The following is a 15,010-nucleotide window of genomic DNA, read 5'->3' as shown; positions in this document are numbered from 1 at the left end:
GGTGCCTAGGCGCGTCCGTCTCCCGAACCGGGGGCGCCCCCGGCCGCGCTCGTGACACGGCGCTGACGCACCCAGGCGCCGATGATGAAGCGCGCGTCATCGCTCTCGAGATCCACGCCGATCGACTCCGCCGCGCGCGCGAGCCGGTAGTACACGGTCGCGCGGTGCACGCCCAGCCGATCGGCCAGATCGGCGACCCTGGCGCCGTGCGCGACGTACGCCTCGAACAGGGCGAGGACGTCGGGGGGCGCGTCGGCGAGACGGCGCAGCGGCTCGGGGAGCAGGTGGGCAGGGGGCTCAGCCGCGAGGAGCGTGACGATCGACGCGGCGACCGGATCGGCGGTCCACGACGCGGACCTGCTCTCGCGCGATCGCGCGACGCGCACGGCGACCAGAGCCTGCTCGTACGACTCCCAGCTCAGCGAGAGCTCGCCCACCGGGGAACCCACCCCCAGGACCCCCTGGAGCGGCTCGCTCACGTCGGCCGCATCCGTCTCCCTGATGATGGCCGCCACGACGTTCTCCATCGCCTCACGAGTCGGCTCGTTCCGGAAGCCGAGGAGGATCAGCGCCTCGGGCGACGTCGGCACGAAGCTGTACGCGTCGATCATGGGGGTCGTGATCGCCCGGAGCAGCGCCCGCGAGATCACCTCCCTCGACGGAGGGCCATCCCAGGGAGACCACTCGGCGCTCAGAGACAGGCAGAGCGCGACGAAGTGGCGCGAACGGGTGAACATGCCCAGATCGAGGAGCTCGTCCGCCGCCCTCCGACGGCTCGGCTCATCGGGGGCGAGGAGGCCGAGCATCTCCGATTCGACCTCGGCGTTGACCGCCGCGATCGACTGCGAGACGCTGACCAGGAGCGCCCGCAGCGTGTCGGCGGTCTCCAGCACGAGGAACGCCTCGCTCGGGGTGAGCGGCCGGGTGAGCGTGATCCAGAGGAACCCGAGCACCTCGTAGCGGGAGCGCACGGTGATCACCAGCCGCTCGTGCTCCATCCCGAGCTGCGGCTCGACGCCGAGCACCCGCGGGACGAGCTGCGCGTGCAGGCGCCACGCCCTCATCTCGGCCACCAGCGCCGGCGCGGGACGACGTGCGGTGAGGGTGTGCAGCCTGGCGGGATCGAGATCGTCGAAGTGCGCGCTGCTGGCGAGCAGGGTCCACTCGGCATCCTCCAGCACCACCGACCGCTGCAGCGCCATCGCCAGCCGATCGACGGTCTCCTGAACGGCGTCGAACATCGCACCTCCGCTCCCCGACCGGCGGGACGACTCCGATCCTACGCCGCGCTCGACGCCGCCGTCACTCGACGATCCGCCCGCCCTTGAGCACGGCCGCGACGTCGGTGAAGCGCCCGATCTCGTCGAGGTGAGCGCCGGGCACCGCCACCAGATCGGCGAAGCGCCCGGGGGCGACCGCACCGACGTCCGCAGAGCGTCCGAGGCACTCCGCCGCGACGCTCGTCGCCGACTGCAGCGCCTGCATGGGCGTCATGCCCGCCTCCACGAACTCCGGCAGCTGACCGGCGTTGCGCCCGTGCGGGAAGACGATGGCATCCGTGCCGTAGGCGATGCGCACCCCGGCCTCGACCGCGAGGCGCACGGCGGCCCGCGCCGACGTCCCGACGCTCGCGGTCTTCTCGCGCACGCCGATCGGATGCTCCTCGCGCTCGGCGTGCTCCTCCACCCAGTTCAGCAGGTAGGTGGTCGGCACGTAGTAGGTGCCGTGCTCGATCATCGCCGACATCGCCGTGTCGCCGAGCATGGTCCCGTGCTCGATCGTGCGGGCGCCGGCGCGGATGGCGCGCAGCGCACCCTCCTCCCCGTGCGCGTGAGCCGCGACGTAGAGGCCGTACAGCGCCGCCTCGTCGACGCAGGCGCGCAGCTCCTCCTCGGTGTACTCGGGCGCACCGGGCACCGTGCCCGAGGCGTACACCGCACCGGTCGCGATGATCTTGATCACATCGGCGCCCCGATGGGCGATGCGGCGCACGGCCGAGCGCACCTCGTCGACGGAGTCGGCGACGCCGAAGCGGAAGGACGTGGGCAGCGGGATGTCGAGGGCGAGGTCCGTGATCTCACCGCCGCCGGAGCTGCACGTGACGTAGGCGCCCGCGCAGACCATGCGGGGCCCCTCGCAGATCCCGGAGTCGATCGCGTCGCGCAGATCGCAGTCGACGAAGGCGCGGAAGCTGCCCACGTCGCGGACGGTCGTGAAGCCCGCGCGCAGCGTCGCCCTGGCATGGCGCACCCCCAGCAGCGCGTCGCGCGCGGGGGAGCCGGTGAGATACGGGCTGTAGCTGCCGCGCTCCAGCTCGCCGATCAGATGGGTGTGCAGGTCGATCATCCCCGGAGCGACCAGGTGGTCGCTGAGGTCGAGCACGTGCTCGCCGCCGTGCCGGGAGGGCGACCAGGGCTCGACCGCGGCGATCCTCTCGCCGTCCAGCACGATCGCGTGGTCGGCGAGCACCTCTCCGGCGAGCACGTCGGCGACCGCTCCGGCGCGGATCACCCTGATGTCCGTCGCCGCGCTCATCGGACGACCTCCACACCGTCGACCGCGACGAGTCTTCGGCCGAAGCCGATGCGCACGACGATCATCGCGACGGCGACGGCGGCGCCCACGATCGCGAACGCGGCGAAGTAGCCGGTCTCGTTCTCGCCCGGCACGAACCCCTCGCCGGTCACGCCGGCCGCGGCGATCCCCATGGCGACCGCGAGGTAGTGCACCGAGAGCATCCTGGTCTCGAACCCCGGGGGTGCGACGGCCGTCGCGAGGGACAGGCCGGAGGGGGAGACCACGACGTCGGAGGCGCCGAAGACGAACACGATGAAGACGAGGACGATGATCGGCGTGAGCCCTCCGGCTCCCGAGGCGACGGCGAGCCACCCCATGCCGATGGCGCATCCGGCGAACGCGACCGCGAACTTCACGGCGAGGGAGGGCTGGCGATCGCCGAGTCGTCCCCACACCGCGGCGAGGATCGGCGCCACGAGGATCGTGCAGAGGGGAGCGATGCCGAGCACCGTGGACGGCGGCAGCTCCACGCCGAACACGACGCGGTCCGTGCTGGCCTCGGAGTGGATCGCCACGGTCGTGTAGAGCTGCTGGTAGAGCATGGCGAACACGCCCGTCGCGACGAAGAACGGGAGGTAGCGGATGACCCGCCCCTTCTGCTCGCGGGTGAGATCGCGGCGCGAGAGCAGCTTCACCAGCGCTCCGACCGCGAGGACGAGGGCCCCGAGGCCGACGATCGTCGCGGGGTTGAATCCTGCCGCGACACTGCCCACCACCAGGACGATCGCGAACGCCACCGCCACGATCGGCCACACGAGGGCCCAGCCGCGGACGCCGGTCACCGGGACGGGCGGCGCCGTCGCCTCTGTGCCGCGTCGGAACGGCAGGTAGATGAGGAGTCCGATCAGGATGGCGGCCGCCGACGCGAGGAAGCCGAGTCGGAAGCCGACGGCCGACTGCAGCACGCCGCTGAGGGTGATGCCGATGAGCGCGCCCCCTGCGCTGCCGAGATAGTAGACCGTGAAGCCCGCCTCCCGGTGCGACTCGTGCGCGTCGAGTGTGCCGCCCAGCACCACGCCCTCGCTCACCCACATCGAGGCGGCGCCGAACGCGATGGCGATGAGTCCGATCGTGAGCCCGATGGCGCCGGGGACGATCGCGAGGGTCAGGTAGCCGGCGAACGCGAGCACAGCGCCGTAGCGGAGTCCTCGCCCCGCGCCGAGCACGTTGTCGGCGAGCCATCCCATGAAGATGGTGGCGAGGAAGGTCGCGGCGCTCGACGTCGACACGATCGCGATCGCGACGGCCGGCTCGAGAGCCAGGCCCCCCTCGCTCGCGGAGAAGTACACGTAGTAGACGAGGATCGTCTGCATCCCGTAGAAGGAGAGGGCGTCGAAGCCGGCGAAACCCGCCACGGGGAACATGGTGCGAGGCAGGCCGAAGAACGTGCGCCCGACGGGTGGGGCGTCTGTCGTGCTGCTGAGGGTCATTGCGCCTCCATCGGAGCAGTGGTGCCGCCGCGCGGCTTCAGGGTTGTCGAGAGTCAATCCGATCCCCGAGGCGCCGAGGATGCGACAGACGTCGGAATGTCCGGCAGAACCTGCGACAGATGTCGCCTCCACCGCCATGATCCACCCGCGACCATGGTCGGATGAGCATCGACGCAGATCTGCCCTTCACCCGAGACGAGTACGCCGATCGCCTGCGACGTCTGCGGGCGGCGATGGCCTCGGCCGACGTCTCCGTGGCGGTCCTCACCGCTCCGGACACGATGGCGTGGCTCACCGGCTACCGCAGCCGGTGGTACCGCCAGCACACGTCGACGTCGATGCCCCCTGCGCAGTGCGTGGTCCTCCACGTCGAGGAGGGCGCCCCGTTCCTCATCGAGGCCGGCTATCACGAGGAGCTCGCCCGCACGACGACCGTGCTCGACGACATCCGCACCCTCTCCACGACGGACGAGACCAGGGAGTCCACTCTCGGCGAGTACGTCGCCTTCCTCGCCGAGCAGCTGCGGCCGTGGGCGGGGAGCCGCGTCGGCATGGAGCGGTGGAGCTGCATCCCGAGTCCTGCCGTCGCCGATGTGGTCGACGAGATGCTCGACGGCCTCGGATGCCGGGTCGTCGACGTGACCCTGCCGTTCCGGGGCGTCCGGCGCCTCAAGAGCCCCGCGGAGATCGGGAAGATCGAGGCGGCGCAGCGCGCGGCGGATGCCGGCATCCGCGCGATCCTCTCCGAGGCGACGCCCGAGACGACCGAGCTCGAGGCCTGGGGCCTCTACTCCCTCGGCATGGTGCGCGCTGGCGGCGAGCCTGCTGTGCTGCACGAGACCGTCGCCGCAGGGTCCTCCGTGTCGGCGCTGCACCGGCTGAGCGGGCACACGCGCCTCGGCTCCGGACCGGTCGTCCACCCCGACATGGCGTCGGCCGTCGACGGCTATCACGCCCGCGCGACCAGGCCGCTGATGTTCGGCGCGCCGTCGGCGGAGCACAGGCGGGAGGTCGCCGTCGCCGCAGAGGCCTACGAGATCCTCGCCGAGCACGGCAGGGTCGGCGAGCCTTGGCGGGTGCTGCTCGACGCGCTCAGACGCCACTTCGCCGACAGCGGCGTCGAGGGGTCGGGAGCCGGAGGGTACGAGCTCGGCCTCTCCGTCGCTCCGACGGACTGGGTGGGCGAGTTCTGCTGGTCTCTCGGCGATGACAGGGACGATGTGATCGAGGCGGGGCTCGTGACGAACTTCGAATCGTGGAACTCCCTGATCCTCGTCGACACGGTCGTGTTCGAGCAGGACGGCCCCCGCTTCCTCTCCTCCCTCCCCCGCGAGATCCTGGAGTTCTCGTGATCGGGGCGCCGTGGATCCGCGAGTTCGAGATGCCCGTCGTGCACGGAAGTCTGCGCGTGCGCGAGTGGGGCGACCCGCACGGTCCGCTGGTGGTGTTCCACCACGGGACCCCGAGCAGCTCGATCGCCGTGCCCGGCGGATGGAGCGGACCGGCATCGGCGGGTGTGCGGCTGTGCTCCTACGACCGCCAGGGCTACGGCGGCTCGCCGACCCTCCCCGGTCGGACGGTCGCGGATGCCGCGGACTGGAGCGCCCGCATCGCCGACGCCTGCGGGGCCGACCGCTTCGCCGTCATGGGCACCTCCGGCGGAGGCCCGCACGCCGTCGCGGCGGCGGCCCTGCTCCCCGACCGGGTGACGGCGCTCTGCGTCGACGTCGGGATCGGCCCGTCCGGGTTCGGCTTCGATGCGTCGACAGGCATGGTGCCGGAGACACTCGCGGAGATCGATGCGGCACGGCGGGGCGAGACGGCACTGCGTGCGTACGTGGAGTCGCTCGGCGACGGCGCGGACGCCCTGAGCGACTGGGTCGAGCGCCTGCCCCCGAGCGACCGCGAGGTGCTCGGCCGCGCAGACGTGCAGCATGAGGAGTCCGTCGAGGCCGACGAATGGGCGGCGCAGGGCGTCGAAGGCTGGATCGAGGACGATCTCGCCCTGTTCGCGCGCGAGTGGTCCTTCGACGCCGCGGCGATCACGGCGCCGACGCTCCTGGTGTACGGCGGAGCGGACGTGCTCGTGCCGTCCGCGCACGGAGAGGCCTGGCTCGCGCTGATCCCCCACGCGGAGCTGCGGATCGTCGCGGGCGGCGGGCACTGGCTGCGCGATCACGAGGTCGGCGCCCTGCGCTGGTGCGCAGCGCAGGGCGCGGCGACTCCCGTCTTCTGAGCTCAGTGCGCGGGAACGGGCATCACCGTGTTGCTCCGGCGCGCCTCCTCAGCGAGCCACACGATCCGGTGCGTGGCGAGGCTCTCGGCCGGTCCGGAGAGCAGCAGCGACCTGTCCCCCGTGCGCACGGCCGCGAGGAAGGCCTGGACCAGCGCGTCGTCGGCGCCGCCGTGGCCGTCGGCCGCGCTCGCCGCCCCGCGGGACTCGGGCACGACCTCGTACTTCTCGTCGCGCACGAAGTCGTGCACGAGCAGCGTCCTGCCGTCGCCCTCGATGCTCCCCGACGTGCCGAAGAGGCGCGTCTTGCGGAAGTCCAGTTCGGTGAACGCCGTCACGGTGAAGGATGCCGTCACCCCGCCGCTGTACTCGATGTTCACGACCTGATGGTCGACGACGTCGTTCTGGCCGTCGAACACGCATCGCCCGTACGGGCCGTCGCGGAGCGCGCGCTCCACCCCCTCCGGGGTGACGTCCGTCGTGAGCACCGCGAGGGGCCAGCGCTCGAACGTCTCGTCGCCGAGGAAGCCGCGGTAGATCGTCGTCGCGGAGTACGCACAGGAGTTCTGCAGCGGGCAGTCGAGGCACCGCGCCGTGGCGTCGGCCGGCTTGTTCTCCGGCCGGAAGTGCAGGAGGCTCCCGAACGACGACACGCGCTCGGCCGGCAGCCCGACGATGTACGAGAGCCAGTCGATGTCGTGGCTGCTCTTGGTGAGCAGCATCGGCCCCGACTCCTCCTCGCGGGCCCAGTTGCCCCGCACGTACGAGTGCGCGAAGTGCCACCAGCCGATCGGCTCGAGGTGCTCGACCGACACCAGTCGGCCGATCGCGCCGTCGTCGAGCAGCCGCTTGAGGGTGTGCGAGTAGTCCGAGTACCGCATGACGTGGCACACCGCGAGCATCACCCCTGCGGCATCCGCGGCGGCGACGATGCGGCTCGACTCCTCCTCCGTGGGGGCGATCGGCTTCTCCAGGAGGAGGTGGTACCCGGCTCCGGCGAGGCCGATCGCGGGCTCGGCGTGCAGGCGGTCCGGCGTGGAGACGACCACGGCATCCGCGACCCTCTCCTCCCGCGCGGCGAGGTCCTGCCAGGTGCCGAAGCACTCGATCGGCTGATCGGCGAACTCGGCGAGGAACACCCGCAGCCTCTCCGCATCCGGCTCCACCACGGCGGTGATCGTCGCCCCGTCCGCGACGGCTCGGCGCGCGTATCCGGTCCCGCGCGATCCGGCTCCGACGATCGCGAGACGGAGGGGGGCGTGGGCGGTCATTTGAGGGCTCCTTGCACGAGGCCGGCGACGAACTTTCGCTGGAAGATGAAGTAGAGGACGACGATCGGCGCGATCACGATGATCGTCCCGGCCGCGAGCAGCGGGATGTTCTCCCCGTACTGCTGCACGAACGTGCCCAGCCCCGACGGGGCCGTGCGGCGCGAGGGATCGCGGATGAGGATGAGCGCGAGGAGGAACTGGTTCCACGCCCACATGAACGTCAGCAGCGCGTACGTGATGATGGCGGGCTTGGCGCCGGGGATCAGGATCTGCACCAGGGTGCGGAACCGACCGGCGCCGTCCAGCTGGGCGGCCTCGATGATCTCGGCGGGCACGGATTCGAAGTGCGTCCGCATCCAGAAGATCCCGAACGGCATGAACGCTCCGACCAGGGGGAGGATGACCGCCCAGTACGTGTCGATCAGGCCGGTCGACCTCATCGAGAAGTACAGCGGCACGACGATCGCCTCGTACGGGAGCGTGAGCCCCGCGATGAAGAAGGCGAACAGCACGCCCTTCGCCGGCATCCTCATCGTGCCCATCGCGTAGCCGGCGAGCGTGGCGCACACCACCGAGATCGGGACGACCACGACCGCGATGATCGCGCTCGATGCGAGGAGGGACCCGAAGCCGGCCATGCTCCACGCCGTGGCGAAGTTGCCCCACTGCGGATCGCTGGGCCAGGTGAGTCGGGGAACGAGCGTGTCGGCCGGCTGGAGAGCCGCAGACACCAGTGCGAGGAACGGGATGACGACGCTGAGCACCGCGACGAGCAGGAACACCGCCGACAGCACGCGGGAGGCGGAAGATCTCATGCGCTGCGCCTTCCCACTCGGCCGATCACGGCGACGAAGACGAGGATGATCGCGCTCAGCACCGTCGCGAGGGCGCAGGCGAGCCCGACCTCGTTCGAGGTGAAGACGAGCTTGTAGATCAGCACGCCGGGCACGATCGTCTGATCGCCGGGGCCGCCCCCGGTGGTGACATAGACGATGTCGAAGCTCGCGAGGGCGGAGATCAGCGTCACCGTGACGGCCACGACGATCTCTGCGCGCACCCCTGGCACCGTGACGTGCCAGAACTGGCGGATCGGTCCGCAGCGGTCGAGTCGCGCCGCCTCGTAGAGCGAGGGGTCGATCTTCTGGATGCCGGCGAGCAGGAGCATCATGCACAGCCCGGTCGTGACCCAGGTGCCGATGATGCCGACGGCGGGGTACGCCCAGGTGAAGTCGCCGAGCCACGCCCTCGCGACATCGCCGAGGCCGATGGCGGTCAGGAACTGGTTGATCGGCCCGTCTGCCGCATAGAGATAGCGCCAGACGACGCCGACGGCCACCAGCGGGAGGATCTGCGGCAGGAAGAGCACGGTGCGGATGAACCCGGAGCCGCGCCTCGGGCGCGCGGCGATGACCGCCGCGATGACGAGACCGAGCACGAGCGGGAACGCGGTGTAGAACACGATGAATCCGAGGCCGTTGCGCAGGGCGACGAGGAGCCGGTCGTCCGTGAACACGCGGAGGTAGTTCCCGATGCCGGCCCAGGTGGCGGCCCCGATCCCGTCCCAGTTCCAGAAGGAGAGCCAGATGCTCTGCACCCAGGGGGCGATCGTGAACGTACCGTAGAAGACGAACGCCGGGAGCAGGTACAGGAGCGAGCTCCACCCGCGGCGGGGCCGACGGGTGGGGCCGGCCGCGAGACCGGACCCCTCCCGCCGGGGAGACAGCGACGTGGTCATGGATCAGCCGGCGTGGGCGGCGGCCCAGTCGTCCTGGACCGAGGTGAGGAAGTCGTCGACCGAGGTCTGTCCGGCGATGAGCTTCTGCGTGCCGGCCTTGAGCGTGTCGTTCATGGTCGCCGTCGCGTTGTTGTTGAACGCCACGAGTCCGTTCGCCTCCGCGACCCGCGCCCAGGCCGCGACGATGTCGCCCTGCAGGGTTCCCTCGTCCGCCACCGCGACCGTCGGGTCATCGGGCATGAAGCCCTGCGCGAACTGCTGGGCGCTCGCCTCGGGAGACCGCAGGAAGTCCAGGAACGCCGCCGCCTCGTTCGGGTGCGCGCTCTTCGTGGAGATCGCGTAGGCGACCGAGGTGCCGATCCCCGTCACGTTCTTGCCGGGGAACGGGAGGAAGCCGGCATCCGCTCCCAGCCCCTCGGCGATCTTGCCGGCGTCCCAGATCCCGTCGACGAGGAACAGGCCCTTGCCCGCGATGAAGTTGTCGACGGCGCCCTGGAGGTCGGTGCCGTTCACCGTCGTCGGATCGCCGAGGTAGCCGGCCTTCTGCCAGGAGACGAGGGTGTCGACCGCGGTGCGGTTGGCGTCGGTGTCGAACGTCTCGCCCTTGTGGCCGAAGGCCCAGGCGTTGGCGTCGTCGGCGCCGCCCTCGCCCTGGCCGAGCAGCTGCACCACGAATGCCGCGTGCCCCTCCGCGTTGCCGAGCTGGACGGGGAGGATGCCGGAGCCCTGGGCCGCGGCGAGCGCGCTCTCGAAGTCGCCCAGGGTGGTGGGGGCGGTGATCCCGAGCTGAGCGGCCAGGGCCTTGTTGTAGTAGGTGCCGACGAGCGAGAAGCCGGCGGGGGCCGCGTAGAGGTCTCCGCCTTCGCCGAGGGTGGAGCCGTCGTCGGCGACGCGCCACTGGTTGAGCTGGTTGGTGGGGAAGAAGTCGTTCCACCCGTAGAGGTCGGCGTAGTCGTCGAGGGGCAGGACGAGCTTGTTCTTGACGGTGTTCGCGACCGCGTTCAGGAGGACGATGTCGGGGGACTTGTCGCCTGCGAGGTTGAGGTTCACGCTCTGGTTGTAGTCGTCGTAGTTGGTCTGGGAGTACTCGATCGTGATGTTCGGGTGCTCCTTCTCGAAGGCGGCGATCGTGGCCTCGGTCGCCGCGCCGGACTCCGGCGTCGACATGAGCGTGAGGGTGATGTCGTCGTCGGTGAGCGTGGTGCTGGCGTCGACGGCGGCGCCGCTGCCGTTCGTCGCCGGACCTGGCGCGCAGGCGGTGAGGGCGAGGCCGAGGAGGGCGCCGGCGGCGAGAGGCGCGAGCACGAGTCGGGTGCGTCGTTGCATGTGAGTGTCGCTTTCTGGTGAAAAGGGGGAAAGGGTATTTCGCAACTCTCTGTTGTAATTCACAAGATAGGTCAGCCCCCTCGCACTGTCAAGCCGGGGTTGCCGGAATGTGATAGTCAGGACAGGTGACCACCCAGGCGCTCGGCACCGACCTCGCAGCGATGCGTCGGCTCAACGACCACGCGGTGCTGACCACCCTGTGGGACGCGTCCTCCCCGATGACGGCCAGCCAGCTGGCGACATCGACCGGCCTGTCGCGCACGACGGTCGAGACCGTGCTGTCGGGGCTCGTCGAATCCGGTCTGGCCGACTCCGAGCAGCTGCGCCCGACGCGCGCCGGCCGTCCGGCGCGCGGGTACCGGTTCGCCGCCGATCAGGGCGTCGCCGTGGGGATCGACGTCGGCCCGCACGGCATCTCCGGCGTGGCCGGCGACCTGCGCGGAACGGTCAGCGCGGCCCACCGCCGCCAGGAGCACGACCTGTCGAGCGGAGAGCATGCGGCGGCCGCGATCATCGCGCTCGTGACCGAGCTGCTCGACGAGTCGACGACGGCATCCCACGAACTCGTCGCGCTCACCGTCGGCATCCCCGGCATCGTGGATGCGGACGGTCGCCCGGTGAAGACCACGGTGGTGCCCGACTGGCTGACCAGCGACATCGACGCGCAGCTGCGCGCCGCCTTCCCCGGCGCCAGGATCGCCTTCGACAACGACACCAAGCTCGCCGCGCTCGCCGAGATCGAGCACGGATCGGTCGGGGCGGATGAGACCGCCGTGCTCCTCCGCATCGGGAACCGGATCTCCGCGGCATCCATCGTCGACGGCCGCGTCGCCCGAGGGGCGCACGGGGCGGCCGGCGAGATCGGAGCGCTCGGCAGGGTCGCGTGGCCGGAGGCGCAGCAGAGGCTGGCCGAGCGCGCCCCCGACGGCCTGGAGCAGCTGTTCACGGCCTCTGCGGCGCCCGGCACGGAGAGCGCGGATGCCGTCACCGGGTTCGCCGCCGACATCGCGGACGGCCTGGGCGCCCTGGTCCTCGCGATCGATCCGCACGTCGTCGTCGTCAGCAGCAGCATCCCCGGCGCCTCCGCGAGACTCGCGGCGGCGCTGGGCTCCGAGCTCGCCGGACGGTCGCTCTTCCTCCCCGACGTGCGCACCTCCACCCTCGGCGCGATCGCGCCGTCGGTCGGAGCGCTGGCCGTCAGCGCGGCGAGCGTGAAGGAACAGCTCTTCGCCCGCGAGTATTGACAATTACGCAAGAGTTCGGGTTAATTACCTCGCAGGACGGTGCGCACCGCACCGCGTCCACGCACTGATCACCGACGATCACCGAGGAGAACCCCATGTTCCATCGAAAGACATCCCGCGGCGCCGCCGCCGCAGCCGCGTTCGCCGTCGCGGTCACCGCCTTCACGCTCGCCTCCCCCGCCGCCTTCGCGGCCGACACCCCGCCGAATCCCGTCGACAAGCCGGGCTACACCCTCGACTTCAGCGAGGAGTTCACCGGCACGACGCTCGACACCTCGAAGTGGCTGCCGAACTACCTCCCGCACTGGGTGCCCGCCGCCGACATCGCCGACACGGCGGCGCGCTACACGATCTCGAACGGCACGATCAAGCTCCGCGTCGACCAGGACCAGCCGCCGTGGAACCCCGACCAGGACGGCACCGTCGTCTCGTCGGCGATCCAGACCTTCAACCAGAACAACTGGCACAAGTTCAACTCGTCGGCGGTGAACCGCAACAACCTGCCCACGTTCAACGGCTACTCCACGAAGTACGGCTACGTCGAGGTGCGCGCCAAGAACTCGAACGCCGGGGGCGGAGGACACCAGGCCCTCTGGCTGGTCGGCACGAACACCACCGGCGGCCAGTCCGAGATCGACATGATCGAGACGTTCTTCAGCACCCCGAACAGCTGGCGCATCGCCGCCTACGGCTGGGGCGACCCGAACTTCCTCGGATCGTGGTCTCTCGACACCGTGCCCGTCTCGGGCTCTCCGACCACGGAGTTCCACATCTACGCCATGGACTGGACGCCGACCCAGCTGCGGTTCTACTACGACGGTCAGCTCGTGAAGACGCTCAACGACGCCCCGAACACCGCGATGGGCATCATCATGAACATCTACACCGGTGCGGGCTCCGGCCAGCCCAACAGCGTCTGGCCCAAGCAGTGGGAGGTCGACTACCTGCGCGTCTACAAGGACAACGCCGGATACTCGGAGGCCGTCTCCCCCACCTGGAAGCTCATCAACAACCGGCACAGGGCCGGCGCCGTCAACGTCGAGCCCAACGACGGCATCGTGCGCTTCGGCGAGGTCCCCAGCACCTACTGGAGCGCCCAGTGGGTGCCCGAGACCACGGCATCCGGCACCACCAAGTACCGCAACCGGTGGACCAACCAGTACCTCTACGTGAGCGGCTCGACCGTTCGCCACGGCACCGCGGCGACGGCGGGAACCGCCGCCGAGTGGTCGACGCCGTCCGCCGGCAGCGGGTACACGCGCATCCAGAACGCTTCCGGCGCCCTGCACGTCGAGAACGGCACGGGCAGCGTCGAGTTCGGGAACGTGCCGACCACGTGGTGGTCGTCGCACTGGCAGCTCAACGCCGCTCCCGCCAACTGACCGACCGAGAGACCCGGGGAGGGCCGCACAGCCCTCCCCGGGAGGAGGAACCCATGCAGAGAACCACCGTGAAGGCCCTCGCCGTCCTCGTCTCGCTCGTGATCGGATCGGTCGCGCTGTCCGGATGCACGGACAGCGGCTCGTCGACGGCATCCGAGGGCTCAGCGGCCATGCCGAGCGCGAGCCCCACACCGCACTTCGACCCCGACGACACCCTGTGGACGATCGCGTCGACAGGGGAGCGCCTGACCCTCGACGACCCCGACGTCCAGGCGCTGCAGCAGGTCGTCGCGCTGCACTCCGGAGCATCCGACAACCGGACCCCGAGCACGGTCGCCGACTCCGTCGCGGCGGAGGAGCGGTTCTTCTCGCCGCTCTTCCTCGACAAGCTGGCGGGCGAGGACTACGCGGATGCCGTCACCGCCATGTACGTCGACAACGACCTGTCGATCGCGCAGACCGGAGTGGCATGGACCGCCTCGACGATCGACGCCGAACGGCAGCACGCGACCGTCGGATTCGAGTCCCTCTTCACGATCGTCAGCGCCTCCGACGGATTCCTGCACGAGCTCGGCGCCGACACCGGAGACGAGTTCGCCCAGCCCCGCGAGTACACCCTGACGAAGGTCGAAGGCGCCTGGCTCATCGACGACATCGCGAAGGGCCCGCTGCGCGCCGCCGCCGCGACTCCCTGAACCTGCTCGGCAGGGCGGATGCCGTCACCCGAGTAGCGTTGTGCCATGCGCATCCCCGTCGCGATCAGGGCCGCCAGGCGCTCACCCCTGCTGCAGGTGGTGAAGTCCGCCGCGGCGACCATCGCCGCGTGGCTCATCGCGGGGGCGATCTTCCCGGAGCAGCTGCCCGTGTTCGCGGCGATCGCCGCGCTGCTGGTCGTGCAGCCCAGCGTCAACCAGTCGCTGTCGAAGGCGCTCGAGCGCAGCATCGGGGTGATCGCCGGCGTCGTGATCGCGCTCGCGCTGGGCTGGCTGCTGGGCTCGCCCGCGTGGATCGTGCTGCTCGCGATCGTCGTCGCGATGCTCGTCGCCTGGGCCTTCCGCGCCTCCCCCGGAACCGGCAACCAGATCGCCATCTCGGCGATGCTCGTGCTGGCCCTCGGCTCGTCGACACCCGCCTACGCGCTGTCGCGCATCGTGGAGACGCTGATCGGCGTCGGCATCGGCATCGTCGTGAACGCCCTCATCGTGCCGCCCGTGCTCACCGGACCCGCACGGCGCGACCTCGGGCTCCTCGGCCGTGAGCTCGCCGCCTGCCTCGACCGCCTGGCCGCAGCCCTGCCCGCACCGCAGTCACCTGCCCGCCTGCAGGAGCTCATGCTCGAGGTGCGGCTGCTGCGGCCGATGAAGGACGCCGCCGAAGCCTCGATCGCCGCAGGAGAGGAGTCGCTCACCCTCAATCCGCGGCGCTCGGCCCATCGCGACGAGCTGCGGGAGATGCGCGCGCTGCTGGAGCGGCTGTCGCCGATCGTGACCCAGACCATCGGCATGACCCGCGCCTACTTCGACCACTACGACGACACGATCGGCGAGGAGCCCGCGGTGGCGGCGATCGCCGAGCAGCTGCGGCGCGCCGGCCACGACGTGCGCCTCGCCGTGCAGCTCGCGGAGGTCTCGCCGGAACCGGAGGCGCTGACCTCCGCGATCCCTGCGCTCACCGCTCCGCTCGTGATCACACCGCCCTCCTCCGGTCACTGGATCCTCATCGGTTCGCTCATGGAGGATCTCCGCCGCATCCACGGCGAGCTCCTCGGCGAGGGCTGAGCGCGCCGCGTCGCGCCGACACGGGTGCGCCAAC

Annotated in this window: 13 protein-coding genes; 6 read left to right on the top strand and 7 right to left on the bottom strand. The window is 70.7% G+C overall.

Features of this window, described 5'->3' with window-relative positions; genetic code table 11:
• Positions 1 to 5 precede the first annotated feature (5 nt).
• The 3 genes from ACFY5A_RS06775 to ACFY5A_RS06765 form a co-directional block, all read right to left on the bottom strand.
• A complete protein-coding gene (locus ACFY5A_RS06775) occupies positions 6 to 1,241 on the bottom strand; it encodes a PucR family transcriptional regulator (RefSeq protein ID WP_387232579.1) in 1,236 nt (411 codons plus the stop codon).
• 61 nt (positions 1,242 to 1,302) lie between these two features.
• Entirely contained in the window at positions 1,303 to 2,535 is a 1,233-nt protein-coding gene (locus ACFY5A_RS06770) for an amidohydrolase family protein (protein WP_105673161.1), read from the bottom strand.
• On the bottom strand, positions 2,532 to 4,007 hold the full coding sequence (locus ACFY5A_RS06765; protein WP_341940578.1) for an oligopeptide:H+ symporter: 1,476 nt from the start codon (positions 4,005 to 4,007) through the stop codon (positions 2,532 to 2,534). Before ACFY5A_RS06765 ends, ACFY5A_RS06770 begins: the two co-directional genes overlap by 4 nt.
• A gap of 161 nt (positions 4,008 to 4,168) precedes the next feature.
• Here ACFY5A_RS06765 and ACFY5A_RS06760 point away from each other — a divergent pair, with 161 nt between their 5' ends.
• Both ACFY5A_RS06760 and ACFY5A_RS06755 read left to right on the top strand, forming a co-directional pair.
• Positions 4,169 to 5,359, top strand: coding sequence for a M24 family metallopeptidase (locus tag ACFY5A_RS06760; RefSeq protein WP_387232576.1), 1,191 nt, complete (start codon positions 4,169 to 4,171; stop codon positions 5,357 to 5,359).
• Positions 5,356 to 6,243, top strand: a complete 888-nt coding sequence (locus ACFY5A_RS06755) for an alpha/beta fold hydrolase (RefSeq protein WP_387232573.1) — start codon at positions 5,356 to 5,358, stop codon at positions 6,241 to 6,243. The genes ACFY5A_RS06760 and ACFY5A_RS06755 overlap by 4 nt, the downstream gene beginning before the upstream one ends.
• A gap of 2 nt (positions 6,244 to 6,245) precedes the next feature.
• Here ACFY5A_RS06755 and ACFY5A_RS06750 read toward each other — a convergent pair whose 3' ends face one another.
• From ACFY5A_RS06750 to ACFY5A_RS06735, 4 genes are read right to left on the bottom strand one after another with little or no spacing between them, the layout of a single operon-like run.
• Positions 6,246 to 7,511, bottom strand: coding sequence for a Gfo/Idh/MocA family protein (locus ACFY5A_RS06750; RefSeq protein WP_386948847.1), 1,266 nt, complete (start codon positions 7,509 to 7,511; stop codon positions 6,246 to 6,248).
• On the bottom strand, positions 7,508 to 8,326 hold the full coding sequence (locus tag ACFY5A_RS06745; RefSeq protein ID WP_341940582.1) for a carbohydrate ABC transporter permease: 819 nt from the start codon (positions 8,324 to 8,326) through the stop codon (positions 7,508 to 7,510). Before ACFY5A_RS06745 ends, ACFY5A_RS06750 begins: the two co-directional genes overlap by 4 nt.
• Positions 8,323 to 9,246: a sugar ABC transporter permease gene (locus tag ACFY5A_RS06740; RefSeq protein WP_341940583.1), complete on the bottom strand. Its 924-nt coding sequence runs from the start codon at positions 9,244 to 9,246 to the stop codon at positions 8,323 to 8,325. The genes ACFY5A_RS06745 and ACFY5A_RS06740 overlap by 4 nt, the downstream gene beginning before the upstream one ends.
• Positions 9,247 to 9,249: 3 nt before the next feature.
• Entirely contained in the window at positions 9,250 to 10,572 is a 1,323-nt protein-coding gene (locus ACFY5A_RS06735; protein ID WP_341940584.1) for an extracellular solute-binding protein, read from the bottom strand.
• A gap of 125 nt (positions 10,573 to 10,697) precedes the next feature.
• Between ACFY5A_RS06735 and ACFY5A_RS06730 the strand changes: the two genes are divergently transcribed.
• The 4 genes from ACFY5A_RS06730 to ACFY5A_RS06715 all read left to right on the top strand — a co-directional run bounded on the left by ACFY5A_RS06730 (position 10,698) and on the right by ACFY5A_RS06715 (position 14,976).
• Entirely contained in the window at positions 10,698 to 11,816 is a 1,119-nt protein-coding gene (locus ACFY5A_RS06730) for an ROK family transcriptional regulator (RefSeq protein ID WP_341940585.1), read from the top strand.
• A 95-nt stretch (positions 11,817 to 11,911) separates the two neighbouring features.
• The gene (locus tag ACFY5A_RS06725) at positions 11,912 to 13,198 is read left to right on the top strand and encodes a glycoside hydrolase family 16 protein (protein WP_105673152.1); all 1,287 of its coding nucleotides are present in this window, start codon (positions 11,912 to 11,914) and stop codon (positions 13,196 to 13,198) included.
• Positions 13,199 to 13,251: 53 nt separating this feature from the next.
• The gene (locus ACFY5A_RS06720) at positions 13,252 to 13,893 is read left to right on the top strand and encodes a hypothetical protein (RefSeq protein WP_387232568.1); all 642 of its coding nucleotides are present in this window, start codon (positions 13,252 to 13,254) and stop codon (positions 13,891 to 13,893) included.
• Between the two features lie 45 nt (positions 13,894 to 13,938).
• Positions 13,939 to 14,976 carry an aromatic acid exporter family protein gene (locus tag ACFY5A_RS06715; protein WP_105673150.1) on the top strand — a complete coding sequence of 346 codons (1,038 nt, stop codon included), beginning with the start codon at positions 13,939 to 13,941 and terminating at the stop codon, positions 14,974 to 14,976.
• Positions 14,977 to 15,010: the final 34 nt, after the last annotated feature.

Origin of the sequence: Microbacterium sp. NPDC012755 (assembly GCF_042901325.1) — a bacterium.
Taxonomy (GTDB): Bacteria; Actinomycetota; Actinomycetes; order Actinomycetales; family Microbacteriaceae; genus Microbacterium; species Microbacterium natoriense.
This window is presented reverse-complemented; position numbering and strand designations above follow the sequence as displayed.

What these genes read in the sequence shown, in the direction of transcription:
- ACFY5A_RS06775 (WP_387232579.1), bottom strand. Translation starts at nt 1,241, where the DNA reads ATGTTCGACGCCGTTCAGGAGACCGTCGATCGGCTGGCGATGGCGCTG.
- ACFY5A_RS06770 (WP_105673161.1), bottom strand. Translation starts at nt 2,535, where the DNA reads ATGAGCGCGGCGACGGACATCAGGGTGATCCGCGCCGGAGCGGTCGCC.
- ACFY5A_RS06765 (WP_341940578.1), bottom strand. Translation starts at nt 4,007, where the DNA reads ATGACCCTCAGCAGCACGACAGACGCCCCACCCGTCGGGCGCACGTTC.
- ACFY5A_RS06760 (WP_387232576.1), top strand. Translation starts at nt 4,169, where the DNA reads ATGAGCATCGACGCAGATCTGCCCTTCACCCGAGACGAGTACGCCGAT.
- ACFY5A_RS06750 (WP_386948847.1), bottom strand. Translation starts at nt 7,511, where the DNA reads ATGACCGCCCACGCCCCCCTCCGTCTCGCGATCGTCGGAGCCGGATCG.
- ACFY5A_RS06745 (WP_341940582.1), bottom strand. Translation starts at nt 8,326, where the DNA reads ATGAGATCTTCCGCCTCCCGCGTGCTGTCGGCGGTGTTCCTGCTCGTC.
- ACFY5A_RS06740 (WP_341940583.1), bottom strand. Translation starts at nt 9,246, where the DNA reads ATGACCACGTCGCTGTCTCCCCGGCGGGAGGGGTCCGGTCTCGCGGCC.
- ACFY5A_RS06735 (WP_341940584.1), bottom strand. Translation starts at nt 10,572, where the DNA reads ATGCAACGACGCACCCGACTCGTGCTCGCGCCTCTCGCCGCCGGCGCC.
- ACFY5A_RS06725 (WP_105673152.1), top strand. Translation starts at nt 11,912, where the DNA reads ATGTTCCATCGAAAGACATCCCGCGGCGCCGCCGCCGCAGCCGCGTTC.
- ACFY5A_RS06720 (WP_387232568.1), top strand. Translation starts at nt 13,252, where the DNA reads ATGCAGAGAACCACCGTGAAGGCCCTCGCCGTCCTCGTCTCGCTCGTG.
- ACFY5A_RS06715 (WP_105673150.1), top strand. Translation starts at nt 13,939, where the DNA reads ATGCGCATCCCCGTCGCGATCAGGGCCGCCAGGCGCTCACCCCTGCTG.